Genomic DNA, 26,522 nt, shown 5'->3' with positions numbered 1-26,522 from the left:
GGCTACCCATGAAAGGATTAGAAAGAGAATCGCATTTCACGCTCAATGAAAACGCGATGTTTTTTGAATGCGCTTATAGTTGCGATAACGCTTTGTTTTTGCAATTAGACGATCGCTCGTTTTTTATCACTGATTCTCGCTACACTCAAGAAGCTAAAGAAAGCATTCAGCCTAAAAATGGCGTTTTAGCGGAAGTGATAGAATCTAGCGATTTAGTCCAAAGTGCGATTGATTTGATCGCAAAACACTCGGTTAAAAAGCTCTTTTTTGACCCCAATCAAGTGAATTTGCAAACCTACAAGCGTTTGGATTCGGCGGTTGGGGATAAGGTTACTTTAGAGGGCGTGCCTAGTTACCACCGCCAAAAACGCATCATTAAAAACGATCATGAGATCCAACTCCTCAAAAAATCTCAAGCGTTGAATGTTGAAGCTTTTGAAAATTTTGCCGAGTATGTGAAAAAGATTTTTGATGAAAAAGAATCCTTGAGCGAGCGGTATTTGCAGCATAAGGTTAAGGACTTTTTGACTAAAGAGGGGGTTTATGATCTGAGTTTTGAGCCTATTTTAGCCTTGAATGCGAACGCGAGCAAACCCCATGCTTTGCCTAGCGCGAAGGATTTTTTAAAAGCGGAGCATAGCATTCTTTTGGATATGGGGATCAAATACGAACGCTATTGCTCGGATAGGACTCGCACGGCTTTTTTTGACCCTAAAGATTTTGTATTCAAAAGAGAGCAGAGTTTCAAGGATAAAGAGCGTCAAAAGATTTATGACATTGTGAAAGAAGCGCAAGAAAAGGCTATTTCAGGCATTAGAGCGGGCATGACCGGTAAAGAAGCGGACAGCTTGGCTAGGGGGGTGATTAGCGATTATGGTTATGGGCAGTATTTCACTCACAGCACCGGGCATGGCATTGGCTTAGACATCCATGAGCTTCCCTATATTTCATCGCGCAGTGGAACCATTTTAGAAGAGGGCATGGTGTTTTCTGTAGAGCCTGGGATTTATATCCCTGGATTTTTTGGGGTGCGCATTGAAGATTTAGTGGTGATCAAAAATTCTAGGGCTGAGCTTTTGTGATGCGAGAGATCCTTACTAGCCGCTTTTTCCCTAGCCTTTTTAAAAAAAGGCTTGATTTTTCTAACAGGGTGGTTTTAGGGTTGGGATCTAATCTTAAAAACCCTTTAAAAATATTAAAAAATTGTTTTTTGTATTTTAAAAATCATAGTAAGATCGGGAAAATTTTTTCTTCGCCCATTTATATCAATCCGCCTTTTGGTTACACTAATCAACCCAACTTTTATAACGCTACGATTATCCTTAAAACATCTTTAAGTTTGCGCCATTTTTTCGCTCTGGTTTTTTATATAGAAAGGCGTTTTGATCGCCAAAGGAAGCGCGATTTTAAAGACGCTCCAAGAACTTTAGACATTGATATTATCGCTTTCAACCAAGTCATTTTAAGACAGAATGATTTGACTTTACCTCATCCTAAATGGAGTGAAAGGGATTCGGTGTTAGTGCCGTTGGCTTTGCAACAAATTCTTTTTAAAAAAGGGGAGTGGTGAAATTCTATACCTATAGTGGGGAGACGGCTGCTGAAGCTTTAAAGATCGCTCAAAGCCACCATGGGGTGGATACGCTGGTGTTTAAAACCCAAGAAATCCGTAAAAAAACGCTCACTTCTTCTGGGCTTTATGAAATCGTTGTGGCGGTTGAAGAAGAGAGCGAAAACAAACCCCCTAAAGCCCCCCTTATTCCTGAAAGTTTGTATGATGAAGAATTGAATGAAGAAGATGTGGTCATGCAGCTTTCAAGCACTGTAGAAGAAATGCGCAAACTCGCCGGGGTTTCATCTAATCAGCGCAACTATAGTTTTTCAAAAAATAAAACTCTTTTAGAAAAAGACACCCCGTTAGAGGATGCACCTTTAGAGGCTAATAAGCAAGACGCTTTATTGCAAGCTTTAAAAGATGAAGCCAACCATAAAAAAGAAAGAGAAAAAAGAGAAGTTAAACAAGAAGAAGAGATTAAAGACATCAATCTGCAACTAAGTAAAATCAGAGACAGCTTGAAACTCATTCAAAACATGTTTTGGGATGAGAAAAACCCCAATTCTGTCAATATCCCTCAAGAATTTGCAGAAATTTACAAACTGGCCAAACAAAGCGGGATGAAATCCAGCCATTTAGATGAAATCATGCAATTGAGCCTGGAATTGATGCCTTTACGCATGCGCGAAAATTCCGTAACGATTAAGCGTTATTTCAGGGAAGTGTTGCGTAAAATGATCTTGTGCCGCCCTGAAGATTTGAATTTAAGGCAAAAACGCATCTTAATGCTTGTAGGGCCAACAGGCGTGGGGAAAACGACGACTTTAGCTAAATTAGCCGCGCGCTATTCTAGGATGTTAGCTAAAAAATACAAGGTGGGCATTATCACTTTAGACAATTATCGCATTGGGGCTTTGGAGCAATTAAGCTGGTATGCTAATAAAATGAAAATGAGTATAGAAGCGGTGATTGACGCTAAAGATTTTGCTAAAGAAATTGAAGCGTTGGAATACTGCGATTTTATTCTAGTGGATACAACAGGGCATTCGCAATACGATAAAGAAAAAATTGCCGGTTTGAAGGAATTTATAGATGGGGGTTATAATATTGATGTGTCCTTAGTGCTTTCGGTTACCACTAAGTATGAAGACATGAAAGATATTTATGATTCTTTTGGGGTGTTAGGGATTGACACTTTAATCTTTACGAAATTAGATGAGAGTAGGGGGTTAGGGAATTTGTTTTCTTTAGTGCATGAAAGCCAAAAACCTATCAGCTATCTTTCTGTTGGGCAAGAAGTGCCTATGGATTTGAAAGTGGCTACTAATGAATATTTAGTGGATTGCATGCTAGATGGCTTTAGTAACCCTAATAAGGAACAAGCATGAACAATCAAGCGAGCCGCTTAGATAATTTGATGAATCTTAAAAACCCTAAAAGTTTTTTTGATAATAAAGGGAATACCAAATTCATCGCTATCACAAGCGGTAAGGGAGGCGTGGGGAAATCCAACATTAGCGCTAATTTAGCCTACTCTTTATACAAGAAAGGTTATAAGGTAGGGGTGTTTGATGCGGATATTGGTTTAGCGAATTTAGATGTTATCTTTGGGGTGAAAACCCATAAAAATATCTTGCATGCCTTAAAAGGTGAAGCCAAATTGCAAGAAATCATTTGCGAGATTGAACCCGGGCTTTGTCTCATTCCTGGGGATAGCGGCGAAGAAATTTTAAAATACATTAGCGGCGCAGAAGCTTTAGATCAATTCGTGGATGAAGAGGGGGTTTTAAGCTCTTTAGATTATATTGTGGTTGATACAGGCGCTGGGATTGGAGTCACTACGCAAGCGTTTTTGAACGCGAGCGATTGCGTGGTGATTGTTACCACACCCGATCCTTCAGCGATTACCGATGCGTATGTATGCATTAAAATCAACTCCAAAAATAAAGATGAATTGTTTCTTATCGCTAACATGGTAGCCCAACCTAAAGAGGGCAGAGCGACTTATGAAAGGCTGTTTAAAGTGGCTAAAAACAATATCGCTTCATTAGAATTGCATTACTTGGGAGCGATTGAAAACAGCTCCTTATTGAAACGCTATGTGAGAGAGCGCAAAATTTTGAGAAAAATAGCCCCTAATGATTTGTTTTCGCAATCCATTGATCAGATAGCAAGTCTTTTGGTTTCTAAATTAGAAACCGGTGCTTTAGAAATACCAAAAGAAGGTTTGAAAAGCTTTTTCAAAAGGCTTTTGAATTATTTGGGGTAGGCTGATGAAAGTGCAAAATTTTATCCATTTTTCTGTTGTGGTAGGGTTTTTTTTGGGGTTAGTGTTTTCGGTGTTGAAATTCAATGAGCCAGAGAGCATTTTATTATGGACGGTGTTATCCACGCTTGGGGGATACTTGATTGCGTTGTTGTTCGCGTCTATTTTTATCGCTTGCACGGATTTAGATATTTGTCTTTTTGACAAAAAAGGCACTGAAGAGAGCTTGCTTCGTTTCAACCATGAGTTTAAGAACAGAGAAAAAGAAGTGGCTAGTATTTTAGAATACATTAGAAGTTATGATTTTGATGATGGAAAATAGAATGCCCAAAGAAATTCAAAATATTGAAACCAGCGAAAAAAATATAGAAAAGGTTTTGAACGCCTATGATAAGCAACAACACCACCATCAAGACGCGCTCGCTATCCAGTATTTACCGGCCGTGCGTGCTATGGCGTTTCGTTTAAAAGAGCGTTTGCCAAGCTCTATTGATTTTAACGATCTGGTTTCTATTGGCACTGAAGAATTGATTAAATTAGCCAGGCGTTATGAGAGCGCGTTAAACGATTCTTTTTGGGGGTATGCTAAAACTCGTGTCAATGGGGCGATGCTAGATTATTTGCGTTCTTTAGATGTGATTTCTCGCTCTAATAGAAAGCTCATTAAAAGCATTGATATTGAAATCACCAAACACCTTAATGAGCATGGGAAAGAGCCTAGCGATGCGTATTTAGTGCAAACTTTAGGCGAAAATATTGAAAAAATCAGAGAAGCCAAAACGGCCTCAGATATTTATGCGTTAGTGCCAATAGATGAGCAATTCAATGCGATTGAGCAAGATGAAATCACTAAAAAGATTGAAGCAGAAGAGTTGTTAGAGCATGTCCAAAAAGCGTTGAATCAAATGAGCGAACGAGAGCAAATCCTTATCCAGCTTTATTACTTTGAAGAGTTGAATTTGAGCGAGATTAAAGAGATTTTAGGCATCACTGAATCGCGCATTTCTCAAATCATTAAAGAAGTGATTAAAAAGGTGCGTAAATCCTTAGGAGTGGATCATGGCTGATATTTTAAGCCAAGAAGAAATTGATGCGCTTTTAGAAGTCGTTGATGAAAATGTGGATATTCAAAATGTCCAAAAAAAAGATATTATCCCGCAACGCAGCGTAACCCTCTATGATTTCAAACGCCCTAATCGTGTGAGCAAGGAGCAACTGCGCTCTTTTAGGAGTATCCATGACAAAATGGCTAGGAATCTTTCCAGTCAAATTTCTTCTATCATGCGTTCTATTGTAGAAATTCAGCTCCATAGCGTGGATCAAATGACTTATGGCGAATTTTTGATGAGTTTGCCTAGCCCTACAAGTTTTAATGTCTTTTCCATGAAGCCTATGGGAGGAACAGGGGTTTTAGAAATCAATCCTAGCATCGCTTTCCCTATGATTGACAGACTATTGGGGGGTAAGGGGAGCGCGTATGATCAAAACAGGGAGTTTAGCGATATTGAATTGAATTTATTGGATACGATTTTACGCCAGGTGATGCAAATTTTAAAAGAAGTGTGGTCGCCTGTGGTGGAGATGTTTCCTACCATTGACGCTAAAGAATCCAGCGCGAATGTGGTCCAAATCGTCGCTCAAAATGAAATTTCTATCATGGTGGTTTTAGAGATTATTATCGGGCATAGCCGTGGGATGATGAATATTTGTTACCCGGTGATTTCCATTGAGAGCATTCTTTCTAAAATGGGGAGTAGGGATTTGATGCTTTCAGAGACGAACTCTAAAAAGAGCCGTAATAAGGAATTGCAAGCGCTATTGAGTGGGGTGAGCGTGGATATGATCGTGTTTTTGGGTGCGGTGGAATTGAGTTTGAAAGAAATGCTGGATTTAGATGTGGGGGATACTATCCGGTTGAATAAAATCGCTAATGATGAAGTGAGCGTGTATGTGCATAAAAAAAAGCGTTATTTGGCGAGCGTGGGGTTTCAAGGGTATAGAAAAACCATTCAAATTAAAGAAGTGATCTATAGCGAAAAAGAACGCACTAAAGAAATTTTAGAAATGCTAGAAGAACAGCGCAGAGGCAAAGTGGGCGATATTATGAAGATAGAAGAAGAGTGAGAAATGCAAGATTTTATTAAGATTTTTATTCAAGAGGTTGTCTCTACTTTAGAAGGGTTAGTGGGTAAGGCCCCGAGCGTGGGGTTAGAAAAGGAAGTTTCTAACAGCGACGAATCTTTTTTGAAATTAATCAGCGCGCCTTATGCAAGGGTTAAGATTAGTGCGATTGAAAAAGAAGAGAGCTCTATTGAATTACTGGCTCCGGTAGATTTAGTTACCGCTTTAAGCGATTTGATGTTAGGAGGTGAGGGGGCGAGTAAGGAAGAAATGGATAATGACGATTTAGACGCTTTTAAGGAAATGGCTTCTAATATTTTTGGCGCGATCGCTACGAGCTTGAAGTCTCAAGAATTGCTCCCCAAACTCAATTTCACTACCACGAACGCTGAAATCGCTAAAGAGATTCCTAAAAAAGAAGATTATACTAAAGCGATGGTGTTTTCTTTTAAAATGGAAGCCATCAAAGAAAGCCAAATCATTTTATTGACTACGGCGGCTTTTGAACGCCAATTTGAAAAAACGCACAAAGAAGAAAAAGAAGAAACGACACAGAGCGCTACTGAAGAGATTAAAACCCATGATGCGTCTTTAGAAAACATAGAAATCCGCAATATCAGCATGCTTTTAGACGTGAAATTGAATGTTAAGGTGCGTATCGGGCAAAAAAAGATGATTTTAAAAGATGTGGTCTCTATGGATATAGGGAGCGTTGTGGAGTTGGATCAATTGGTGAATGACCCTTTGGAAATTCTTGTAGATGACAAGGTGATCGCTAAGGGCGAAGTGGTGATCGTGGATGGGAATTTTGGCATTCAGATCACGGATATTGGCACTAAAAAAGAACGCTTAGAGCAACTGAAAAATTAAACCATTTTAGAGTAAAAAAGGAAGGATTATGGCTATTTTTGGGGAATTAAGCTCTCTTGGGCATTTGTTTAAAAAAACGCAAGAATTAGAAATTTTGCATGCGTATTTAAAAGAGGTCATGCAAAAGGGTAGTAAAGCGAATCAAAGGGTTTTAAATCTCGCTACTAATACAGAATTTCAAGCGCCTTTAGGGCATGGCATTTTTAGTATAGAGCAGAGCTATTGTTTAGAGCATGCTAAAGAAAGCGAGAAAGGTTTTTTTGAAAGCCACCAACAATATGTGGATTTCCAGCTGATTGTCAAAGGCGTTGAGGGGGCTAAAGCGGTGGGTATCAATCAAGCTGTCATTAAAACCCCTTATGATGAAAAAAGAGATTTGATCGTTTATGAGCCGGTTCAAGAAGCTTCTTTTTTGCGTTTAGATGCGGGCATGCTGGCTATTTTTTTTGAAAGCGATGCGCATGCGTTGAGGTTCTATGGGGAGTCCTTTGAAAAATACAGGGAAGAGCCGATTTTTAAAGCGGTCGTTAAAGCACCCAAAGGATTGATCAAATTAAAATTATGAAATTGGTGAGTCTTGTTATAGTTTTTTGTTGTTTTTTAGGGGCTGTAGAGTTGCCTGGAATTTATCAAACTCAGGAATTTTTATACATGAAAAGCTCTTTTGTGGAGTTTTTTGAGCATAATGGGAAGTTCTATGCTTATGGTATTTCTGATGTGGATGGCTCTAAAGCCAAAAAAGACAAGCTTAATCCTAACCCAAAGCTAAGGAATCGCAGCGATAAAGGCGTGGTGTTTTTAAGCGATTTGATTAAGGTTGGAAAACGATCTTATAAAGGCGGTAAAGCGTATAATTTTTATGACGGCAAGACCTACTATGTAAGGGTTACTCAAAGTTCAAACGGGGATTTAGAATTCACTTCAAGCTATGATAAATGGGGGTATGTGGGCAAGACTTTCACTTGGAAACGCTTGAGCGATGAAGAAATCAAAAATCTAAAACTCAAGCGTTTTAACCTGGATGAAGTCCTTAAAACCATTAAAGATAGCCCTATTTAAGCTAGCTTTTTTAAAATCTTTTAACATTCACTCTCTTGGCATTCTTTACACCACACAAACATTTTCATGTCATGGCTGATCAGCTTGGCTTGATATTTTTTAACGACTTCATTCTGGCGGTTTTCAATTTCAGGGTCTGCAAATTCAATGATCTTACCGCAATGCAAACAAATGATGTGATCATGGTGTTCTTTAGCCGCAATTTCATAGCGCCGACCACTTTTTGAAGTTTCTAAAACGCAGATAAAATTTTCTTTTTCTAAGAAATTCAAAATGCGATAGACTGAAGAAATGCTGGTGTTTTTGTCCTTTTGGCGGATAGAATGCGTGATTTCTTCAGGGCTTAGGTGTGTGCCGCTGCGATACAAAACGCTCACCACTTCTTCTCTCTGCTTTGAATTTTTGAGTCCGTTTTTTTTGATAGACATTCTCAAGCGCTCTAAAATGGATTCTAAAGTTTCTAATCTTCTCATGCTGATATTTCCCTTGTCCGTAAAATGATTTTTATAACTAGAATATTATTATACAATAATAATGCGATGAACCATAGATAAAACTCATTATTATTTTAATTCAATCAAAAAATATTGATTTTTTATTACCATTGTCGCATTTTAATGCAACTTATAAGATCAATTTCTTATTTTATCAAGCCATTCTAAAAGGGTTTTTTCAAACCCTATGCCTTGAGAAGAAACCAAATTGAGGGGTTTTTCTAGATAATCTTGTTTGACATAGCCGTTATAATCATGCGGGTAAAGGTAGTCTTTAGCGTTAGGCAACAGGTGTTTAGGAATAGGGTAGAGTAAGCCCTTTTTAACGCAATCTAAGGCCTGATTGATCGCTCTATAAGCCATGTTAGACTTGGGCGAACAAGCCAGATAAATCACGCATTGGCTTAAAATGATGCGCGCTTCAGGGTAGCCGATTTGTTTGACTGCAAACAAGCAAGAAGAGGCTAAATTAAGGGCGTTTGGGTTAGCGTTACCAATGTCTTCGCTCGCAAAAATCACCAACCTTCTGGCGATAAATTCTGGGTTTTCCCCGCCAGCAATCAAGCGCGCCAGATAATAGATGGAAGCGTTTTCATCGCTCCCTCTTAAAGATTTGATTAACGCGCTAGTGAGGTTATAATGCGTATCATCGCTATAAGATCCGTCATTTAGGCTATGAGGCCGTAAGGATTTGAGCGTTTTTAAAGTGATAGGATTTTCTATTTTAGCGCTCAAATCTAAAAGGTTTAATAACGCTCTAGCATCGCCAGCGCTGTTGTTTAAAAGATAGGTTTTAGCACTAGGCTCTATTTGTTTTTTGAGCAATGTTAAAGCCTTATCGCAAAGCTTGTCTAAATCGCTCTTTTTTAGGGGGGTTAATTCAAAAATAAAACTTCTTGAGCGGATCGCATGGCTTAGGCTGTAATTAGGATCTTGCGTGCTAGCCCCTAAGATTAAAGCGTGATCTTTTTCCATAATGGGGAGTAAAAATTCTTGTTGGGTTTTATTCAATCTGTGGGTTTCATCAATAAAAACAACGGGCTTTAAAAGGGTGTTTTGGTAATTTTTAAGCTTAAGGCGTAAATCCTCTAATTTAAAATCCGTCGCATTAAACAAAAGAATGGGGCGCTCTAGGGAGCGAGCGATGATTTGAGCCAGGCTTGTTTTACCCACGCCAGGAGGGCCATAAAAAAAGGCATGGGGGAAGTGTTTGGATTTTAAGGCTTTAAATAAGGGGGCGTCTTTCCCTATTAAATGTTCTTGGCCTAAAAAATCTTCTAGGCTTGTGGGGTTTAAAAGCGAAGTCAGACTCATTTTTTAAATAAAATCAATTCGTAAAAATTCGTAGGGGTGTTTAAATTTTTCGTTGGGGTTTTGGTGTTTTTAGAGTGTTTTTGCAGAGCGTCTTGCAGTTCTTTATTGAGATTGTCTAATTCATCAAGCTTTTCTTTTAAACGCAAGATAATATCCACGCCCGCTAGATTAACCCCCATATCCCTTGTAAGGCGTAAAATCGTTTTGATTTTGTCCATGTCTCGTTGGGAATACAAGCGCATTTTCCCATCAGTCCTGCTAGGCTCTATCAAACCCTCTTTTTCGTATTGGCGCAAGGTTTGAGGGTGCACGCCTAAGATTTTAGCCACGACGCTTATTAAATAAAGCGGTTCATCATAATCACACACGATTCCTCCTTACAATTCTTTTTCTAATAACGCTTTTAACTCATTAGAAAGCGTTTCCGTTTTAGGCAAAATCAAACGAGCTTGCAAATACAAATCCCCCACATGCGAAGTTTTTCTGTTTTTAATCCCTTTTTCTTTAATGCGGAATTTTTGCATCGCTTTGGTGTTAGGGGGAATGGTTAGGGTTAAGGTTTTATGCCAAGTAGCGATTTCAATTTTCCCTCCAAAAAGAGCCGTCTTTAAGGGTAAATCAAAGATTTGGATAATATCGTCTTTCTCGCGCCTATACATTTCATCTTCTTCAATATGGATCTGCAAGAGCAAATCGCCCCTGCCCATTTGCCCCTTTTTCCCTTTGTTGCGAACCCTGATTTTTTCGCCCTCTTCCACGCCGATAGGGATTTTAAGGCTAAAAGTCTCATTATTGATGCTCACTTGTTTTTTATTGCCTAAAAGGGTGTCTAAAACAGAGACATTTAAAGTGATGGTTATGTCTAAATTTTCAGGGGCGAAATTGGAAAAATTAAAGCCAGAAAAGCCTTGCGAGTTTTGAGAAAATCTTTGCGAAAAGCCTCCTTTCCCAAAAATAGAGCTTAAAATATCGTCTAAATCTTCACTAGGACCACGGCTTCTGGCAAAATCGCTGAAATTTTGCCCCCCAAACATGTTATCGCCAAACTGATCGTATTGGCGGCGTTTTTCTTCGTCACTCAAAATTTCATAAGCGGCGTTGATTTCTTTGAATTTCTCTTCGGCTTCTTTGGTTTTATTCAAATCCGGGTGGTATTGCCTAGCTAAACGGCGGTAGGATTTTTTGATTTCATCTTGGCTGGCGTTTTCGCTCACATTTAAAGTTTGGTATAAACTCTTACTCATGGATCACCTTTAAAATAGTTTTATTAGAATACTATCATAAATCTTTAGTGTTAGTCAATAAAGTTTATTGATAATGTTTAGTGGTAATTGAGATTTTAAACCCGTTTCAGCGCAATTAAAAGGAATTTTAACTAAAATATTAAGTTTAAATCCACGATGAGTTTTTAATGCAATATAAGAAAAATAAGAAAAGATATTATTATTTAGCGTTAGGGATCCTTTTTTTAAATGGTCTGTCTTTGAAAGCTTTAGAAATTGCAGTCAAACCTTTTGGCTATCTGGGGCTATTGTATAATCAAGGGGCGCAAAAAAACCCTCACAGCTATGTGGGGGCTTTAGCGCGTCTTGGGGTGGATTTTTCTTATAGCAACGGGTGGTCCTTTGGCATTGGAGCGATTGGGGCTTGGAATATTTATAACAAACAGCGTTTGGCTAACCTTTACATCAGTCTAGGGAATTTTTTTGGTAACCCTAACAATGTTAAACCTTATTTGAGCGCTGGCGATGTTTCTGATGCGTATCTTCAATACACTAACCAGCGTTTTAAAATCGCTTTAGGGCGTTTCAATACCGATTTTGTGGATTTTGATTGGATAGGGGGCAATATTCAAGGGATCTCTGTGGCTTTTAAGCAAAATTCCATGCGTTATTTTGGGATTTTTATGGATAGCATGCTTTATAATGGGCATCAGATCAATAAAGAGCAAGGGAATCGGATCGCTACTTCCCTAAACGCTCTAGCGTCTTATGATCCTGTGTCTAAACGCTTGTATGTAGGGGGGGAAGTGTTTGTTTTGGGTGCAGAATACAGGCATGAAAATCTTAAAGTGGTGCCTTTTATTTTAACGGACACCCGCTTGCCTTTGCCCACTCAAAATGTTTTGGTGCAAGTGGGGGGTAAGTTGGAGTATGACGCTTCTTTAGCTAAGGGTTTCACTTCGCGCACTCTAGTGCATGGCATGTATCAATACGGCAACACTGATAGTGCTATAAGCGCTAAAAATGCCGGCTTGTTTTTGATCGATCAAACTTTTAAATACAAAATTTTTAATTTTGGAACGGGTTTTTATATCGTTCCGGCAAGAAACAATAAGGGCTATCTATGGACTTTTAATGACAGGACTAAATTCTATGGCCGTGGGATCAACGCGCCCGGTGTGCCAGCGATTTATTTTGCTAATTCTAGCATTTCAGGCTATGTTTTTTTAGGGCTTAAGACTAAAAGGGTGCGTTTAGACGCAATGGTGGCTTTTGGGGATTACCAAGAATATTCTTTGATGAGCAGTTTTAGGGTTTGGACTTATAGGAGTTTGTCTTTTGATATGGGTGGGGGGTATGTGTATGCTTACAATTCTAAAGCCACGAGAAAAAGTCTTGGAAATAGTTCTTTTGTCTTTTTTGGGAAGTTTTTGTTTTAATAAATACCATTTTACAATCAATAGTGAAGAATTTGCCAAAAGTGAGCGATAAAGCAAGCGGTAATTTCTTTTTTAAACAATCAACATTAAAAGAAGTTTTTATTTTAAGAAATTCTTTTAAAATCAGGTCTTTGGGGTTTTTTAGGGAAAAAAGTTTTTTTAAACTCAGGTTCCCATAGTTTGATCACGCCATGGTGGGTCATCTGGTGCATATTGACTAAACGCATGTTTAAAAGAGCCTTTTCTTTAGCTTCGCTATCGCTCAAATCTTCTTTAATTTTGAACGCTTGAATAATCTGCTCCCACAGCTCATGCTCTTTAGCGTCTTCGTTTAAAAAATCTTTATAGTTGAAGCCGCCAATCCCTTTAACCCCTTTGATATTATCCCCCTTATCCCCCACAACGCACTGGTAATAAGCAAAAAAATGAGCCTCTTTTTGACTCACATTAAAAAAAGCGTTGGTTTTCAAGTTGAAATGAGAACCTCTATTGGAATACAAAATATCCTTATCCATGCTGGCTATCACATAATTGTTGGGGTCTTTCTTTTTGTAAAAAGAGATAATATCATCGGCTTCATATTCAAAACAATGTTCGCCCTGGATTCTAGCCCCTTTTTTTAGGGGGTATTTTTCCACGATGGCGATTTTTAGGGTTCTTAGAAGGGCTTTAAAATCTTCATCAAATTGGTGGCGTTTTTGTTTGTAATGATCGCACAGCTGGTAGCGGAAACTCTCTCTGCCCCTAGTGATAAAAAAAAGCGTTTTAGAGCAACGGGTTTTGCGCATGATAGATAAAATTTGAGTGGTGAGAAAGATGATGCCCACTTCTTGCAAGCTGTAAGCGGCGAATCTTTTGGGGAGCGTTTTATTAGAGAGCAAACGCCTAACAATATTAGGGATAACGCAATCAATGTCTAGTAAAAGAGTTCTTGAATGCATGAATCTTGTTTTGTTAAACGCTTGTCTAATGGTTAATCCTTAAGTTGAATTTCTCTTTTTTAAAAGTTAAACTATTATAGTAAATATATAGCAAATAATAAGTTATTTTAATAATAATTAACTCTATTCTCATTAAATACGCTAAATTTTGAGAGGTTACCGCTTGCTTTAGCTCTTTTGATTGTAAAAACGCTTTTGGCATTTTTGCATTTTATGATCAAACGCCCAATGGAAAACAAAGCTTAAAGATTTTCTTTTATTTGCGCGGTAAGTTATACTTCCGGCGTTTTTCCCAAAGGCTTTTACGGCTAATGCCAAGCTTGTTGGCCAATTCTGTATCGGTGCAAGTAGAAGAAAAATGCCTGATCGCTTCTCTTTCATATTCTTGAATGGAAAGGAAAGTCGTGTGGTTGCTGAACAAAGATAGGGGTTTATTGTCGCATTCAATGCTCACAATTTTAGGAAATTCTAAGGGTTCTTTATGGGTATAGGACAAAACAATAGGGCATGAACGGGCCAATTCTAACAATTTCAATTGCTCATCTTTTTTAAGCTCTTCTAAATGCATGATGTAAAAAGGGCGTTCTAGTTTGTCTTTATTCTTGTATAGTTCTTTCCAAGTGGTATCCTTTAAAGAGAAAAAAGAAAAATCCATTTGCCTTTCTTTAGCGTATTGCAATAAATAAGCGTTCGCAAGTTCTTGAGAGGGCGTGTGGATGATAAAGGGCGGCCGGTAAGAAAAATCTTTAGGCAAGGGCAATTCTGCATGGATAAAGTCTAAGTAATTTTCATAAAATCCCAAGCGAGCGGTCATTTCTTGGTAGGCTTTGTGGTATTGGATCTTACGCAACAACTCATCCATTTTAAAAGGTTTTAGAATATAATCTCTCGCTCCCGCTTGAATGGGCTTATTCACGCCATCTTCATTGACATGCGAAGCCATCATGATAATGATTTGCTTGGAATTATAACGCACAAAATGTTCGCAACGCCCTTGAGTGCAAACCTTAGAAGAAACCAAAATCACATCATAAGGCTCTTTATTTTCTTCTGAAATGCTAGAAATGATCTCGCAAAAATGCCCTAAATCATGCAAATTATGCGAAATACTCCTAGCTAGCGCTAAATCGTCTTCAATGATTAAGATTTTCATCCATTCTTCCTTTTATCACATTTAAAGTTTTTGTTTATAACGCATGCTCACATGCGCTTGGACCAACAGCCCTTCTTGTTTGCCAATGAACCCCATTTTTTCCATTGTAGTGGCTTTCAAGCTGATTTGAGATTTTTCTAAACCCAAAAGTTGGCTCAAATTCTCTAAAATCGCCGGTTTGTAAGGAGTGATTTTAGGGATTTCGCTAAAGATGGTCGCCCCCATTTCAAACAATTCAAACCCAATGCTTTGAGAAAAATCCAACACGATTTTTAAAAGCTCTTTAGAAGAGGCGTTTTTGTATTTGGGGTCATTATCAGGGAACCATTCGCCAATATCTCCCCCTTTAATCGCTCCTAAAATCGCATCAATAACCGCATGCAACAAAGCATCGCCGTCGCTATGAGCCTTTAACCCAAACTCGCAATCCAAAACAACCCCCCCTAAAACCATAGGCTTATCTTTAATGAACGCATGCGTATCAAAGCCCATGCCTATAAAAGTGTCTTTTGCTGGGTTGAAAAAGAGCGCGAAACGCTTCAAATCGCCGCTTGTGGTGAGCTTGTGCAAATCCTTACTGCCTTCAATATAGCTCACCAAATCAGGGAAAGCTTGTAAAATCGCGCTGCTTTCATCTTTAAAATCCCCTTGATTTAGGGCTGATTGGAGCACTTTGGTGTGGCTTAATTGCGGGGTTTGAATGAGTTTGATCGCTTCTCGATCTAAAGCTTCGTTATAATAGATTGCTGTGTCATAGCAAGGCAAGTAAGGAGCGATGCAATAATGGCTCGTTTGTTGGAGGGTTAAAAACAAACTTTTAAGCGTTTCCATATTGGCTAAACCCCTAGCCACATCGCTGGTGAGCGTGTAAGCGCTATCAATTATTTTTAAAGCGTTACGGACGGATTCTTGCCTTGATGCCCCGCCTTTTACAAGCTTGATTTCAGGGTAATGGCGTTGGATATAAGTATAATCCAATCCGCTTACAACCAGAATGATTTCTTTAAAGTTTAGGGCTTCTTTAAAGCTTTCATAAACGCTGAGCCATAAGGGGGTATGATTAGAACGCAACCATTGTTTTTTGATGGTTTGAGAAAAACGCTTAGACTCCCCAGCAGCCAATAAAACAACGCTCGTTTGTTTGATAAGCGTTTCTAGCGTTTCTTTAGTTTCAAAAGGGTCTTCCTCTAAACTTTCTAAAGAGAGTTCAAAAGCTTCCCCATTCACTCTAATCAAAGACATGCGACTGACGACCCACCTCTATCATTTCACCAAAATGATCCTATAACCTTGATTTAAATCTAAAACTAAGAATCGTTTGGGTTTGCCTTTATACTTTTCTAAAGCATGGTTAAAATCCGCAACGCTTTTCACTTCAACCTCTTCAATTTTTGTGATGATGTTGCCTTGCCTGAAGCCGGCTTGCTCCGCTGGGGAATTTTCATTCACTTGAGAGACTAAAACCCCTTGAACATCATCGCTCAAACGCATAGACCTTTTGGTTTTTTGGGTTAAATCTTCTACTTGAAGCCCGTTCAATTGGCCTTGTGCACCGTTTTGAGCAGAAATGGTTTCTTTTTTGTTAGGGTTTTTCCTTTCAGCTAGAGTGAGGGTGAAGGTGCGTTCTTTTTTGTCTCTAATGACTTTTAAGGTTACTCTTTGATTGGGTAGCATGGAGCCGATTAGATTTCTTAACTCGTTCGTGTTTTTAACCTTTTTCCCATTGACTTCAGTGATCAAATCCCACACCAAAATCCCTGCTTTTTTAGCCGGAGAGTCTTTTTCTACGCTAATGACTACCGCCCCTTCTTTATTGTCATAAGAATTTTGCAAATCGCCACTCAAATCTTGCAAGCCCACGCCCAAGTAACCTCTTTCAATCTTACCGGTTTTGATGAGCTGGGTTACAATATCTTTAACCATGTTAGAAGGGATGGCAAAGCCAATGCCGTGGTTGCCCCCAGTTTTAGAAATGATAGCGGTATTGATCCCCACTAACCCTCCACGGCTGTCAATTAAAGCGCCACCGGAATTTCCAGGATTGATGGAAGCGTCTGTTTGAATGAAATTCTCATAGCTGTTGATTCCGATCCCGCTTTTATTGAGCGCTGAAACAATGCCTTGCGTAACGCTTTCGCCCACGCCAAAAGGGTTACCAATCGCAAAAACCAAATCGCCCACTAAAATATCATTAGAATCAGAGAATTTGATCGTGGGCAGGTTGTCTTTAGTGATGCGAATCACCGCTAAATCGCTTTCAGAATCCGTGCCTACTAAAGTGGCGGAATATTCTTTATTGCTCCCTGGAATGGTTACTTTAATCTTATCCGCGCCATCAATCACATGGTTATTCGTAACGATATAGCCATCTTTAGAAATGATGACGCCGCTGCCTAAAGCCCTTTCCATTCTTTCTTTAGGGATCATGCCGCCCAAATCCCCAAAAAATTGTTGGAAAAAGGGGTCATTAAACACACCGCCACCTATAAAATTGTTTTTAATCTTCTTTTCAGTGGAGATATTCACCACCGCTTTAATCGAATCCTTAATAGAATCGTGGTAAGAATAGATCGTATCCTCTTTAGAGGGGACGCTTATTCGCTCTTTCACTTTGGGCATGTTTTGGATTTGGATATTGCCCGCATTCAAACTTAACGCTAAAGCCAAAGAGACAAAAAAAGTTTTTTTTATCATGGTTACTTCCTTAAAATTTGCTAAACTTCAAAATTAAAAAAAGATTATATCAAATCTTTTTTGTTATTTTCATTAGCTTTTTGTGTAAAATAGTATCCAATGTAACACACAACAGCAAAAACAATCGTTAAAATCATCCCGATGCGTTGATCCTTATCCATAGCCGAACCAATCACGCCGATGGCACACCCAGTGATCCCTATGAGTTGCAAAAAGGGCAGGAAAGGGGCTTTATAAGGCAAATCCTCTAAAGAATGCCCGGCTTTTAAGTATTGCTTGCGGAAAGAATATTGCGAAATGGACACGCTAACCCACACAATAATCACCGTGAAACTGATCACATTAATCAAAGCTTCCACGACATTTTCTTTGGCATAAATTTGGACTAAAAGCCCTATAAGGGAAAAAGAAAGGGAAAAAAACATCGCATAAGTGGGCGTGCCTTGTCGGTTGAGTTGGGAAAAAACTTTAAAAAACATCTTTTGTTTGGACAGCCCATAAATCATGCGGCTCGCTCCATAAAGCCCTGAATTAGCGGTAGAAAACATCGCCGTAATGATAACAGCGTTCATTATATCAGCCACATAAGGGATACCCATGCCAATAAAGGGCAAGTTGATGCGTTCTAAAACGCTCACAAAAGGGCTTTGCGCGATAGAAGAATCGCTCATGGGTAAAAAAACAGAAATGACAAACACAGAGCCTAAAAAGAAAAAGACAATCCGCCACAAGGTCGCTTTAATCGCTTTGGGCATCACCTCGCTAGCGTTTTTAGTCTCTCCTACAGCCACCCCAATGACTTCTGTGCCAGTGAAAGCAAAAATGACAGCGAGCATCGCGCTAAAAACCGCCTCGCTCCCGTTAGGGAAAAACCCTTTATCGCCAAAATGGAAGTTATCAAAAATAGAACTAAACCCATGCAAATAGATTTGATAGATGATCCCAATCGCGCCAATGCCTATAAAAGCGATCACCGCTAAAACTTTAATCAGGCTAAAGAAAAACTCGCCCTCGGCAAAAATTTTAACCGAAAAAAAGTTCAATAAAAAAACTAACGCAATGCATAAAATAACCCAATAATGGATAGGAATATCCGCAAACCAGCGTTGCATGAGCATGCCTATAGCGATGTATTCTAACGCAACCGTGATCACCCAGCCAAGCCAATACATCCAAAAAACCATATAGCCCGTGCCAGGGCCTATGAATTTAGCCGCATAATCCCCAAAGCTTCCCGTAGTGGGATAAACGCTAGCCAATTCGCCTAAAGAGAGCATGATGCAATAGACCACAAGCCCTCCAAAACCATAAGCGATCAAAGTCCCTAAAGGGCCAGCACTCGCAATATTACCCCCAGTGCCTACAAAAAGCCCTGTGCCGATCGCTCCTCCAAAGGCAATCATTAAGAGATGGCGCATTTTCATGTCTCTTTTAAGCTCGCCTTGTTTTTGCGTGGTATTTTGATGCGTTATCTTTTGATTGTCCATGCGACACCTCCTTAGATTGAAAATAAAAATAGCTTGAATTATAACAAAAATAAAATAAAATGATTTTTTTTAATTGAATATTGAAAATAAAATTTAAAAAAAACGAAAGAATACTAAAATTAATGTTTATCAATATTTGATGAGAGCGGATTTTTAAGGTATTTTTTTAAAGAACGCTAAAAACTTCTTCTAAAACATTAAGATTTATAATATTTAATCGTGTAATCTATCCCCGAATAAAGGGTTAAAAAAACCGCTATAGCCACAAGCGCATAGGAGTAAGTTAAATTGGCTAATAAAGCGCCAATCGCCACGACTTGAGAAACGGTTTTATACTTGCCTAACGCATTGACAGGAATATCCTTTTTTTCATTAGCGGCTAAAACCCTAAGCCCTGAAATAAAAAATTCGCGCCCTAAAATCACAAACGGAATCCACGCATTCACACGATCCAAATAAACTAGCCCTAAAAACGCGCTCAAAATAAGGATTTTATCCGCTAAAGGATCAAAGATTTCCCCAAAGCGCGATTTGGCTTTATAGCTTCTAGCGATGTAGCCGTCCAATAAATCCGTGAGCGCGGCAAACAAAAAAACCGATGAAGAGATCATGTTGGTTTGAAAGGGGGTTAAAAAACTAAAATAAGTGCGCGTGTTTAACAATAAAAATAATAAAAATAAGGATAAGACAATGCGTAAAATCGTCAAAAAATTAGGCAGGAGTTTTAAAACTTTCATGCTTTCAAAAAGACTTGTGAAAAATTCAAAAACGCGCGCGCTAAAAAGCCAAGCGCCACACACATCAAAATCACAGCGATCGTTAAAAAAATGATAACTAACGCTTGCACTAAAATCCCTAAAAGAGCCAGCATGAAACTAAAAAGCAACAATCTAAAACCGCTTAAAAAAAACCTTTCTTGCGTGTAAAGGCTCAATTCTCTATAGAGTTTGTGCAAATAAAAAATAGAAACGCCATTACCGATTAGTGAAAGGGCGTTACTGGCGTTAGGGACAAGATAGCTTAAAAGAGCGCATAAAATCACCGCCAAAAAACTGAAAGCGAAATTTTCAAAAAACCCTAAATGGTGCGTGATTTTAGAAAGCCTGTAAAAACCAATCGCTCCGGCAATAAACCCAAGCGCGCACAAAAAAAGAGACAATAACACGATATAAGCTAGTTGATTATTGAAGAGGTTAGAAATTTGAAACGATTTTGCCCCGCTTGAAACAAGAAAAAGCACTAAAAGAATAGCCCCACACAAAGGGGCGAAAAAATAGCCCAACAAACATTTTTTAATGAATTGCAACTCTTTGTTTTGGTGGATGTGGATAATGTTTTGCAAGAAATATCTTTATTTAAAAGTAGTCCCGCCATCTACAACGATCGTTTGCCCTGTAAGCCAACCGCTTTGGGTTTCATCGCATAAAAAATAAGCCGCCCCGGCTAGATCGTTAGGATTACCCATGCGCTTTAGGGGCGATTGCTCTTCTACTTTTTCTTTAATCTCCACATAGTCAGGGAAGGCTTTCAAAGCGTCCGTATCAATAGGCCCGCCACTAACCGCATTCACTCTAATGTTAAATTCGCCTAAATCCACGGCAGCGTATTTGACCATGGTTTCTACGGCATTTTTAGAATTGCCATGCCCGGCGTAATTAGGCATATAGACCAAATTCCCAGTAGAGCTTAAACTCACGATCGCCCCGCCGCCTATTTTTTGCATGCGTTTTGCCGCTTCTTGAGCCCCCACCACAAACGCTAACACGGTGGCTGTGTAAATGTTGTTTAACCCCTTAGGTTTTAATCGCATAAACGGTGCAAATCCCCCCACGACAGAACGCCCGTAAATAATAGCGTTAGAAATAAAAAAATCCACTCTGTCAAAATCAGCGTCAATTTGCTTGAAAAGCTCTGTGTATTGCTCAGGCTCTAAAACATTAAGGGGGTAGGCTTTGGCTTTAATGGAATATTTTTGCTCCACATCTTCTATGATTTTGTTGGCTTCTTCAACATTTTTATTGTAAGTGAAAGCGATATTCACGCCACTTTGAGCGAAACGATACAATATCGCCTTGCCAATCCCTCTAGTCGCGCCGCTGATCACTAGGGTTTTATTTTTCATGTGATTGGAACCATTCATGCAATTACCTCATATTGTTGTAAAGTTTTTTCTAAAAGTTGAATCGTTTCTTTGCTTGGGGCCACTAAAGGCAGTCTGTAACTTGGGTTTTCAATCAAGCCGGCTAAATGCATAGCCATTTTAATGGGGATGGGATTTGTTTCTACAAAAAGGGCTTGGTGCAAATGAAAAAGCTTATTTTGGATTTCTAGGGCTTGTTGGTATTTTTGTTTGAGCGCGCAATTGACCATTTGTGAAATCAAATTAGGCATTAAATTACCGGTCACTGAAATCACGCCGCACCCCCCTGAAAACATGATAGAGTGGTTGAGTGAATCTTCCCCACTAAAAATTTTAAAATCTTTTTCATAATAATGCAATTCTGTTACTCTTTTCAAAGAGCCAGACGCTTCTTTAATGGCTTTAATGTTAGGGACTTCTCTAAAGAGTTTGAGAGCGGTTGGAACTTCAATAGACACGCCTGTTCGGCTTGGCACATCATAAAGCATGACAGGGATTTCCACCGATTGAGCGATAGTTTTATAATGCTCAAACAGGCCTTGTTGGGTGGGGCGGTTATAATAAGGGCTTACGCATAAAATCGCATCCGCACCGATTTTTTGAGCGAACTTTGCTAAAGAAAGGGACTCGCTCGTGGCGTTACTGCCCACGCCGGCTAACACTTTCATGCGCGAATTGGAGGGCGTTTTAGTGTTTTTGCAAGTCTCTATGGCGATTTCAATGCAACGCATATGCTCTTTATGGGTGAGCGTGGCGGATTCCCCTGTCGTGCCAACAGGCACGCATGCGTCCATGCCCTGAAAAATTTGGCGCTTGATCAAGGATTCATAAGCGGCCTCATCAACGCTCAAATCTTTTTTAAAAGGCGTAATTAACGCGCTAGATGAATGGAATTGCATGTTATAAGGCTCTTTTAAGGTTTCAAAAACACGGTGGTTGATTGGGCGTCTTTAAAATATTCATTAGCCACACGCACCAAATCGCTCACTTTTAAATCCAAAAATTGTTGCTGATAATCCGTCAAGCCTTGAATATCGTTTTGCACTAAATAGTCCGCAAAAAGCCCCGCAACATTGCTAGAACTTTCTAAGTTAGAAATAAAGTCAGCTTTTTGATTGATTTTGAGCTTGTCTAACTCGGCTTGAGTGATTTCGCCTTTTTTAAGCTTTTCTAAAAGCGCTACGATTTCTTTTTGTAGGGCTTCGGCTTTGATGTTAGGATTACCCCCCGCAATGAATAAAAACACGCTTTCATCTTGTAATTGCATGTTGTGCGAGAAGGCTTGAGAAGCCAGGCGTTTTTTATCCACTAATTCGCTTTGCAACCACGAGCTTTTACCTTCGCCTAAAAGCTTGCTTAACGCATCTAAAGCGACTTGATCTTTATGCTTGAAAGCAGGCACTTTATACCCAAGGGCTACCCATTCTAAATGGACCCCATCTTTATGCACGACTGCCGTTCTGGCTCCATCTTGCTTAGGCTCTTTCATGTAAGGGCTGGGGATGGCTTTTTCATCAAGGTTTTTTAAGGATTCAAAATGCTTTTTACTCAATTCAAAAACCTTTTGAGAATTGACATCGCCTACCACTAAAACGATAGCGTTTTTAGGCTGATAATAGAGCGAATGGAATTTTTTAATGTCTTTTAAAGTCCAGTTTTGAATATCGTCCATAAAACCAATGGGCGTCCAATGGTAGGGGTGATAGACATAAGCGGTGTTAAAAAAGCGGAAATAAAGCATGCCGATAGGGGAATTATCGGTGCGCCATCGCCTTTCTTCAGCGACCACTTGACGCTCAGGCAAAAACTCATCTTCTTTTAAATTCAAAGAACCCATGGTTTCAGCGAACAATTCTAAAGACTTATCCAAGTTAGCTTGACTGGTTTTAATGAAATAGCGCGTAATATCAAAGCTCGTGGAAGCGTTACTCACGCCCCCAAAACGCTTAACGATTTTATCAAATTCGCCGGCTTTAAGGTTTTTGGTGCTTTTAAAATTCAAATGCTCTAACATGTGAGCGATCCCGCTCTTGCCCATGACTTCGTTTCTAGAGCCGACTTTATAAAGCACATCCACCTCTATAACCCCGGTTTTATTTTCTAAGGGGACGCTTACGACTTGCAACCCGTTTTTTAAGGTAACGCTCTCGTGTTTGGGTAAGTAAGATTGTGCGTGCATGCTCACTCCTAAAGTGACTAACAAGACAGAACTAAGCCCTAAAAGTCTTTTAACAGAAAAATATCTCATCTTAAATCCGCTCCTATAGCCTCTTTAACGCTCAAAAATCCATCTTTTTGGAGTAATTTTACCAAATCTTTAAGAATATTTTGGCATAAATTTGGCCCGTTGTAAATAAAAGCGCTATAAATTTGTAACAGACTCGCTCCCATTTTAATCCTTTCATAAGCTTCTTTCGCACCGCTAATCCCCCCCACAGAAACAAGAACGCTTTTATTAAAAAAGGCTTTAGCCAATTCTTTAAAGATCTCACGGCTTTTTTTAGTCAAGCATTTCCCGCTCAAGCCTCCCATTTCTTTAGGAGCGAATACTAGGCTTTTATCAATGGTCGTATTAGTCGCAATAATCCCATGCGCTCCCGCTCCAATAGCGCTATTGACGATTTCTAGCATGTCATCTGTTTCTAAATCCGGGGCGATTTTTAAAAATAAAGGCTTATGGGTCATTTCTTTAGCCATGCAAAAAAGCTCATTCACAAACGCTTTGTTTTGTAAATCCCTTAAATTAGGAGTGTTGGGCGAAGAAAGGTTGAAAGTGTAATAATCGCCAATGTTTAAACATTGATTTAAAACCGCCTTGTAATCTTCTAGGGCATGCGCTTGCTCTATGTGTTTGTTTTTGCCTAAATTGATGCCAATAGGGGTTTTATAAGGGGCGAAGCGCTTAAACGACCTCGCTCCTAAAACCGCCCCGTAATTATTAAACCCCATCGCATTTTGTAAGGATTCTTCTTCAATGTGCCTGAAAAGCCTGGGTCTTTCATTCCCCATTTGCGCTTCATTGGTGAGAGTGCCTGCTTCTAAATAGCCAAACCCAAAAGCGATTAACACCCTGAGCATGGAAGCGTTTTTATCAAAACCGGCGGCTAAGCCTAAAGGGTTAGGGAAATGCAAGCCTAAAATGTCGTTTTCAAGCTTTGGGTTTTTATAACCCCATTGAGAATGGATTAAACTACACAAAAAGCTCGATTTAGAAAGCATTCTTAAAATTTGACAAACTTTTTCATGCGCGTCTTCAGCGTCTAGGCTAAAAAGATATTTTTTTACTAATGAATAAAGCATTTAAATCCTTATCTTTTATGATTTGAACGATAACCCTTTAAAAGGTTTTAAGGGCTTGTTTTTCAAAATAATCCTGCGAATTTAAAGGATCGTTAGGGTTTGAAACTTTAGTATAACGGCCTTTAGAATTTAACTCGTAGCGTTTTAGGGTGTCTTTGAGTTGGATTTCTAAAATATGCAACAATTTATGAGCGATCTTTGGGTTTGTGGCTGGGATGAGCAATTCCACGCGCCTTTCTAAATTTCTGGGCATTAAATCCGCGCTAGAAAAATAGATATTCTCATGTTTAAAATAATAAATGCGTGCATGTTCTAAATATTTCCCCACAATGGAATACACCCTGATATTTTCGCTCAAGCCCTTGACTTGGGGCTTTAAACAGCAAATCCCTCTAATAATGAGATCGATTTTAACCCCTTTTTGAGAGGCTTGATAGAGCCATTCAATGATTTCGCTATCCACTAGGGCGTTGGCTTTTAAAATGATATAGCCTTCTTGTTTGTGATTCATTTCATTTTGAATGAGTTCAATGATTTTAGGCTTAATTTGTTTGGGCGCCATAAAAAGCGTTTCTAATGCGCTATTAGTCGCGCTGCTAGTGAGCAAGGAATGGAAAAGCTTGATAATGTCGTTAGCGATTTCATTTTTAGCACTAAAAAAACTCACATCAGTATAGACTTTAGCGCTCAAAGGGTTGTAATTGCCCGTGCTTAAATGGGTGAAATGGTGTAATTGGTTGTCTGTTTTTTTAGTGATCAATAGCATTTTAGCATGCACTTTGAGTTTGAAAACGCCATAAACGACTAACGCGCCCGCCCTTTCTAAAGCTTTTGCCCAGTGCAGATTGCTTTCTTCATCAAAGCGCGCTTTTAATTCCACTAAAACGCTCACTTGAATCTTGCTCGCCGCTTCAATTAAAGCTTTGACAATGGGGGAATGCTTGCCCACACGATAAAGCGTCATTTTGATAGAAAGGGTACTCGGATCGCTAGCGGCTTGCTCTATCAAGTCAATCACAGGCTCAAAACTTTCATAAGGATGAAACAGCAACAGATCTTGTTTTTCTATGGATTTGAAAAGATCGTTTTCATTGAAATGAGGGTGGATTTTGGGCGTGAAATTGGGCGATTTAAGGGTTTTAAAATCGCTATGATTGACCAATTCCCACAAATCTCCTAAATTGAGCATGATCGCGCTTTTATAAATATGCATGCCAGTGAGTTTGTGCTTTTTGTAAGAGTGGGTTTGAAAACTCCTTAAAGACGCTAAAAGGGTTTTTAAAAGCTCTTGACTCCCTTTTTGGGTTTGCAAGCGCACGATTTCGCCTTGATTTCTTTTCCTCAAACTCTTACTCATCAAATCCGCATAATCATGCGCTTCATCTTCAGTGATAGCAATATCCGCATCGCAAGTTACCCTAAACGCCATGCAATCTAAAATCTCATGCTCTAAAAACAATTCTTCTAAATGCGCTTCTACGATTTCTTCAGCCAGCACAAACAAGCCTTTTTCTAGCTCTACAAAACGGAAGATAAAAGAGGGGAGTTTAATGAGCGCATAGGAGGTAATTTGGGTTTCTTTGTCTTTAATGCGGGCAAAAAGCGCGAAAGTCAAATTCGCTAAAGGCGGGAAAGTGTGCGAAGAATCCAACTTAAAAGGCAAAACTAACGCGTAAAGCTGCTCTTTAAAATAAGTTTTAGCCTTAGCTTTTTGCTCTAAATTCAATTCATTATAGGGGGTGATACAAAGCCCTTTTTTGAAGAGTAGGGCTTGGATTTTTTGGAATTCTAACTCCCTTTCTTCAATTTCATGCGCTAAATAATGCTTGATTTTTTCTAATTGTTCTTCAGGGCTTGTGCCATCAATGCCTTTAGAGGCGATTTTATGCTCATAGAGTTGTTTAAGCCCTGCCACTCTTATCATGTAAAATTCGTCTAAATTCGTGTCATAAATGGCTAAAAATTTCAAGCGCTCTAATAAAGGCAAGCTCTCATCTTTGGCTTCGTTTAAAACCCTTGTGTTAAAAGCTAACCATGAAAGCTCTCGGTTAAAGAAACGATTCAACAGAAATCCTTTAAATCATCATGTTTAAAAATCAGTTTTATTTAGTGTGATTATATAATGAAATGATAATCATTGAAGCTTTTTTAAAAAGTCATGGTCGGAGTAGCGGGATTCAAACCCACGACCTCACCCACCCCAAGGGTGCGCGCTAATCAGGCTGCGCCATACTCCGCAATCAAAAAGGACTATTCTAATATAAGTTTTCTTAGTTATTGCTTATTTTTGGTTTTTATTTGTTGTAGGTTAGACACAAAAACCTAAAAAATGCTCAAAGGCTCAATCTTTTTTCAAAATCCCCTCTGTATTTTGCCCCAGCCACCATTAAATATAAGTCCAAAGAATAGACTTCATATTCTTACAGAACCTCCTTCACTTCTTTTTTATCGATTTTTAAAGCCAAA

The 26,522-nt window shown here is 39.1% G+C and carries 27 protein-coding genes and 1 tRNA gene; 11 read left to right on the top strand and 17 right to left on the bottom strand.

Annotation, left to right across the window (positions count from 1 at the left end; genetic code table 11):
- Window positions 1–8 precede the first annotated feature (8 nt).
- The 10 genes from CXY28_RS00845 to CXY28_RS00800 are packed head-to-tail and all read left to right on the top strand — an operon-like array spanning window position 9 to window position 7,871.
- Complete coding sequence (locus CXY28_RS00845; protein WP_050825445.1) at window positions 9–1,082, top strand: aminopeptidase; 1,074 nt, start codon at window positions 9–11, stop codon at window positions 1,080–1,082.
- The gene (folK, locus tag CXY28_RS00840; protein ID WP_181227872.1) at window positions 1,082–1,570 is read left to right on the top strand and encodes a 2-amino-4-hydroxy-6-hydroxymethyldihydropteridine diphosphokinase; all 489 of its coding nucleotides are present in this window, start codon (window positions 1,082–1,084) and stop codon (window positions 1,568–1,570) included. Before CXY28_RS00845 ends, folK begins: the two co-directional genes overlap by 1 nt.
- Window positions 1,567–2,943, top strand: coding sequence for a flagellar biosynthesis protein FlhF (gene flhF / locus CXY28_RS00835; protein WP_162974969.1), 1,377 nt, complete (start codon window positions 1,567–1,569; stop codon window positions 2,941–2,943). Before folK ends, flhF begins: the two co-directional genes overlap by 4 nt.
- The gene (ylxH, locus tag CXY28_RS00830; RefSeq protein WP_100979174.1) at window positions 2,940–3,824 is read left to right on the top strand and encodes a flagellum site-determining protein YlxH; all 885 of its coding nucleotides are present in this window, start codon (window positions 2,940–2,942) and stop codon (window positions 3,822–3,824) included. Before flhF ends, ylxH begins: the two co-directional genes overlap by 4 nt.
- Before the next feature lie 4 nt (window positions 3,825–3,828).
- Entirely contained in the window at window positions 3,829–4,143 is a 315-nt protein-coding gene (locus CXY28_RS00825) for a hypothetical protein (protein ID WP_000868000.1), read from the top strand.
- Entirely contained in the window at window positions 4,121–4,888 is a 768-nt protein-coding gene (locus tag CXY28_RS00820; protein WP_100979173.1) for an RNA polymerase sigma factor FliA, read from the top strand. The genes CXY28_RS00825 and CXY28_RS00820 overlap by 23 nt, the downstream gene beginning before the upstream one ends.
- Complete coding sequence (fliM, locus tag CXY28_RS00815; protein ID WP_000763562.1) at window positions 4,881–5,945, top strand: flagellar motor switch protein FliM; 1,065 nt, start codon at window positions 4,881–4,883, stop codon at window positions 5,943–5,945. Before CXY28_RS00820 ends, fliM begins: the two co-directional genes overlap by 8 nt.
- A 3-nt stretch (window positions 5,946–5,948) precedes the next feature.
- Entirely contained in the window at window positions 5,949–6,812 is an 864-nt protein-coding gene (gene fliY / locus CXY28_RS00810; protein ID WP_100979172.1) for a flagellar motor switch protein FliY, read from the top strand.
- A 28-nt stretch (window positions 6,813–6,840) separates the two neighbouring features.
- Window positions 6,841–7,377: a NanQ anomerase/TabA/YiaL family protein gene (locus CXY28_RS00805; protein ID WP_100979171.1), complete on the top strand. Its 537-nt coding sequence runs from the start codon at window positions 6,841–6,843 to the stop codon at window positions 7,375–7,377.
- On the top strand, window positions 7,374–7,871 hold the full coding sequence (locus CXY28_RS00800) for a DUF2147 domain-containing protein (RefSeq protein WP_015644021.1): 498 nt from the start codon (window positions 7,374–7,376) through the stop codon (window positions 7,869–7,871). Before CXY28_RS00805 ends, CXY28_RS00800 begins: the two co-directional genes overlap by 4 nt.
- Before the next feature lie 20 nt (window positions 7,872–7,891).
- Here CXY28_RS00800 and fur read toward each other — a convergent pair whose 3' ends face one another.
- The 4 genes from fur to CXY28_RS00780 form a co-directional block, all read right to left on the bottom strand.
- Window positions 7,892–8,344 (bottom strand): ferric iron uptake transcriptional regulator, encoded by a 453-nt coding sequence (gene fur / locus CXY28_RS00795; RefSeq protein WP_001253273.1) that lies wholly within the window; start codon window positions 8,342–8,344, stop codon window positions 7,892–7,894.
- A 159-nt stretch (window positions 8,345–8,503) separates the two neighbouring features.
- Window positions 8,504–9,679 carry a replication-associated recombination protein A gene (locus CXY28_RS00790; protein ID WP_100979170.1) on the bottom strand — a complete coding sequence of 392 codons (1,176 nt, stop codon included), beginning with the start codon at window positions 9,677–9,679 and terminating at the stop codon, window positions 8,504–8,506.
- Window positions 9,676–10,047 (bottom strand): heat shock protein transcriptional repressor HspR, encoded by a 372-nt coding sequence (locus CXY28_RS00785; protein WP_000332999.1) that lies wholly within the window; start codon window positions 10,045–10,047, stop codon window positions 9,676–9,678. The genes CXY28_RS00790 and CXY28_RS00785 overlap by 4 nt, the downstream gene beginning before the upstream one ends.
- Window positions 10,048–10,056: 9 nt before the next feature.
- Window positions 10,057–10,923 carry a DnaJ C-terminal domain-containing protein gene (locus CXY28_RS00780; protein ID WP_015644023.1) on the bottom strand — a complete coding sequence of 289 codons (867 nt, stop codon included), beginning with the start codon at window positions 10,921–10,923 and terminating at the stop codon, window positions 10,057–10,059.
- A gap of 167 nt (window positions 10,924–11,090) precedes the next feature.
- Between CXY28_RS00780 and CXY28_RS00775 the strand changes: the two genes are divergently transcribed.
- Window positions 11,091–12,341, top strand: a complete 1,251-nt coding sequence (locus CXY28_RS00775) for a hypothetical protein (RefSeq protein WP_100979169.1) — start codon at window positions 11,091–11,093, stop codon at window positions 12,339–12,341.
- Window positions 12,342–12,445: 104 nt separating this feature from the next.
- Here CXY28_RS00775 and CXY28_RS00770 read toward each other — a convergent pair whose 3' ends face one another.
- From CXY28_RS00770 to CXY28_RS00705, 13 genes are all read right to left on the bottom strand, one after another.
- Window positions 12,446–13,282 (bottom strand): 5'-3' exonuclease, encoded by an 837-nt coding sequence (locus CXY28_RS00770; RefSeq protein ID WP_100973570.1) that lies wholly within the window; start codon window positions 13,280–13,282, stop codon window positions 12,446–12,448.
- A 256-nt stretch (window positions 13,283–13,538) separates the two neighbouring features.
- Window positions 13,539–14,435, bottom strand: coding sequence for an OriC activity response regulator (locus CXY28_RS00760; protein ID WP_100979168.1), 897 nt, complete (start codon window positions 14,433–14,435; stop codon window positions 13,539–13,541).
- Window positions 14,436–14,456: 21 nt separating this feature from the next.
- Window positions 14,457–15,677, bottom strand: a complete 1,221-nt coding sequence (locus CXY28_RS00755; protein WP_100979167.1) for a bifunctional 2-C-methyl-D-erythritol 4-phosphate cytidylyltransferase/2-C-methyl-D-erythritol 2,4-cyclodiphosphate synthase — start codon at window positions 15,675–15,677, stop codon at window positions 14,457–14,459.
- Window positions 15,678–15,698: 21 nt separating this feature from the next.
- Window positions 15,699–17,129 (bottom strand): Do family serine endopeptidase, encoded by a 1,431-nt coding sequence (locus tag CXY28_RS00750; RefSeq protein ID WP_100979166.1) that lies wholly within the window; start codon window positions 17,127–17,129, stop codon window positions 15,699–15,701.
- A 44-nt stretch (window positions 17,130–17,173) separates the two neighbouring features.
- Window positions 17,174–18,616 (bottom strand): amino acid permease, encoded by a 1,443-nt coding sequence (locus CXY28_RS00745; RefSeq protein WP_100979165.1) that lies wholly within the window; start codon window positions 18,614–18,616, stop codon window positions 17,174–17,176.
- A gap of 197 nt (window positions 18,617–18,813) precedes the next feature.
- A complete protein-coding gene (gene pgsA / locus CXY28_RS00740; RefSeq protein ID WP_100977291.1) occupies window positions 18,814–19,353 on the bottom strand; it encodes a CDP-diacylglycerol--glycerol-3-phosphate 3-phosphatidyltransferase in 540 nt (179 codons plus the stop codon).
- On the bottom strand, window positions 19,350–19,958 hold the full coding sequence (locus CXY28_RS00735) for a hypothetical protein (RefSeq protein WP_100971119.1): 609 nt from the start codon (window positions 19,956–19,958) through the stop codon (window positions 19,350–19,352). Before CXY28_RS00735 ends, pgsA begins: the two co-directional genes overlap by 4 nt.
- Before the next feature lie 9 nt (window positions 19,959–19,967).
- Window positions 19,968–20,756: an enoyl-ACP reductase gene (locus tag CXY28_RS00730; RefSeq protein ID WP_001014507.1), complete on the bottom strand. Its 789-nt coding sequence runs from the start codon at window positions 20,754–20,756 to the stop codon at window positions 19,968–19,970.
- Window positions 20,753–21,655 carry a 4-hydroxy-tetrahydrodipicolinate synthase gene (dapA, locus tag CXY28_RS00725; protein ID WP_100979164.1) on the bottom strand — a complete coding sequence of 301 codons (903 nt, stop codon included), beginning with the start codon at window positions 21,653–21,655 and terminating at the stop codon, window positions 20,753–20,755. Before dapA ends, CXY28_RS00730 begins: the two co-directional genes overlap by 4 nt.
- A gap of 14 nt (window positions 21,656–21,669) precedes the next feature.
- Entirely contained in the window at window positions 21,670–23,004 is a 1,335-nt protein-coding gene (gene pqqE / locus CXY28_RS00720) for a zinc protease PqqE (protein ID WP_100979163.1), read from the bottom strand.
- Window positions 23,001–24,056, bottom strand: a complete 1,056-nt coding sequence (locus tag CXY28_RS00715) for a quinone-dependent dihydroorotate dehydrogenase (protein WP_100979162.1) — start codon at window positions 24,054–24,056, stop codon at window positions 23,001–23,003. The genes pqqE and CXY28_RS00715 overlap by 4 nt, the downstream gene beginning before the upstream one ends.
- Window positions 24,057–24,093: 37 nt before the next feature.
- Window positions 24,094–26,121 (bottom strand): RNA degradosome polyphosphate kinase, encoded by a 2,028-nt coding sequence (locus CXY28_RS00710; protein ID WP_100979161.1) that lies wholly within the window; start codon window positions 26,119–26,121, stop codon window positions 24,094–24,096.
- 94 nt (window positions 26,122–26,215) lie between these two features.
- Window positions 26,216–26,293, bottom strand: a tRNA-Pro gene (locus CXY28_RS00705).
- Window positions 26,294–26,522 lie beyond the last annotated feature (229 nt).

The sequence above is a fragment of the Helicobacter pylori genome (assembly GCF_002832345.1).
In the GTDB taxonomy this organism is placed as follows: Bacteria; Campylobacterota; Campylobacteria; order Campylobacterales; family Helicobacteraceae; genus Helicobacter; species Helicobacter pylori_CP.
The sequence above is the reverse complement of the archived record's forward strand: the minus strand, read 5'-3'. Positions and strand labels throughout refer to the sequence as shown.

Coding starts and splice junctions, on each gene's coding strand:
- CXY28_RS00845 (WP_050825445.1), top strand. CDS start 9: ATGAAAGGATTAGAAAGAGAATCGCATTTCACGCTCAATGAAAACGCG.
- folK (WP_181227872.1), top strand. CDS start 1,082: ATGCGAGAGATCCTTACTAGCCGCTTTTTCCCTAGCCTTTTTAAAAAA.
- ylxH (WP_100979174.1), top strand. CDS start 2,940: ATGAACAATCAAGCGAGCCGCTTAGATAATTTGATGAATCTTAAAAAC.
- CXY28_RS00825 (WP_000868000.1), top strand. CDS start 3,829: ATGAAAGTGCAAAATTTTATCCATTTTTCTGTTGTGGTAGGGTTTTTT.
- CXY28_RS00820 (WP_100979173.1), top strand. CDS start 4,121: ATGATTTTGATGATGGAAAATAGAATGCCCAAAGAAATTCAAAATATT.
- fliM (WP_000763562.1), top strand. CDS start 4,881: ATGGCTGATATTTTAAGCCAAGAAGAAATTGATGCGCTTTTAGAAGTC.
- fliY (WP_100979172.1), top strand. CDS start 5,949: ATGCAAGATTTTATTAAGATTTTTATTCAAGAGGTTGTCTCTACTTTA.
- CXY28_RS00805 (WP_100979171.1), top strand. CDS start 6,841: ATGGCTATTTTTGGGGAATTAAGCTCTCTTGGGCATTTGTTTAAAAAA.
- CXY28_RS00800 (WP_015644021.1), top strand. CDS start 7,374: ATGAAATTGGTGAGTCTTGTTATAGTTTTTTGTTGTTTTTTAGGGGCT.
- fur (WP_001253273.1), bottom strand. CDS start 8,344: ATGAGAAGATTAGAAACTTTAGAATCCATTTTAGAGCGCTTGAGAATG.
- CXY28_RS00790 (WP_100979170.1), bottom strand. CDS start 9,679: ATGAGTCTGACTTCGCTTTTAAACCCCACAAGCCTAGAAGATTTTTTA.
- CXY28_RS00780 (WP_015644023.1), bottom strand. CDS start 10,923: ATGAGTAAGAGTTTATACCAAACTTTAAATGTGAGCGAAAACGCCAGC.
- CXY28_RS00775 (WP_100979169.1), top strand. CDS start 11,091: ATGCAATATAAGAAAAATAAGAAAAGATATTATTATTTAGCGTTAGGG.
- CXY28_RS00770 (WP_100973570.1), bottom strand. CDS start 13,282: ATGCATTCAAGAACTCTTTTACTAGACATTGATTGCGTTATCCCTAAT.
- CXY28_RS00760 (WP_100979168.1), bottom strand. CDS start 14,435: ATGAAAATCTTAATCATTGAAGACGATTTAGCGCTAGCTAGGAGTATT.
- CXY28_RS00755 (WP_100979167.1), bottom strand. CDS start 15,677: ATGTCTTTGATTAGAGTGAATGGGGAAGCTTTTGAACTCTCTTTAGAA.
- CXY28_RS00750 (WP_100979166.1), bottom strand. CDS start 17,129: ATGATAAAAAAAACTTTTTTTGTCTCTTTGGCTTTAGCGTTAAGTTTG.
- CXY28_RS00745 (WP_100979165.1), bottom strand. CDS start 18,616: ATGGACAATCAAAAGATAACGCATCAAAATACCACGCAAAAACAAGGC.
- pgsA (WP_100977291.1), bottom strand. CDS start 19,353: ATGAAAGTTTTAAAACTCCTGCCTAATTTTTTGACGATTTTACGCATT.
- CXY28_RS00730 (WP_001014507.1), bottom strand. CDS start 20,756: ATGAATGGTTCCAATCACATGAAAAATAAAACCCTAGTGATCAGCGGC.
- dapA (WP_100979164.1), bottom strand. CDS start 21,655: ATGCAATTCCATTCATCTAGCGCGTTAATTACGCCTTTTAAAAAAGAT.
- pqqE (WP_100979163.1), bottom strand. CDS start 23,004: ATGAGATATTTTTCTGTTAAAAGACTTTTAGGGCTTAGTTCTGTCTTG.
- CXY28_RS00715 (WP_100979162.1), bottom strand. CDS start 24,056: ATGCTTTATTCATTAGTAAAAAAATATCTTTTTAGCCTAGACGCTGAA.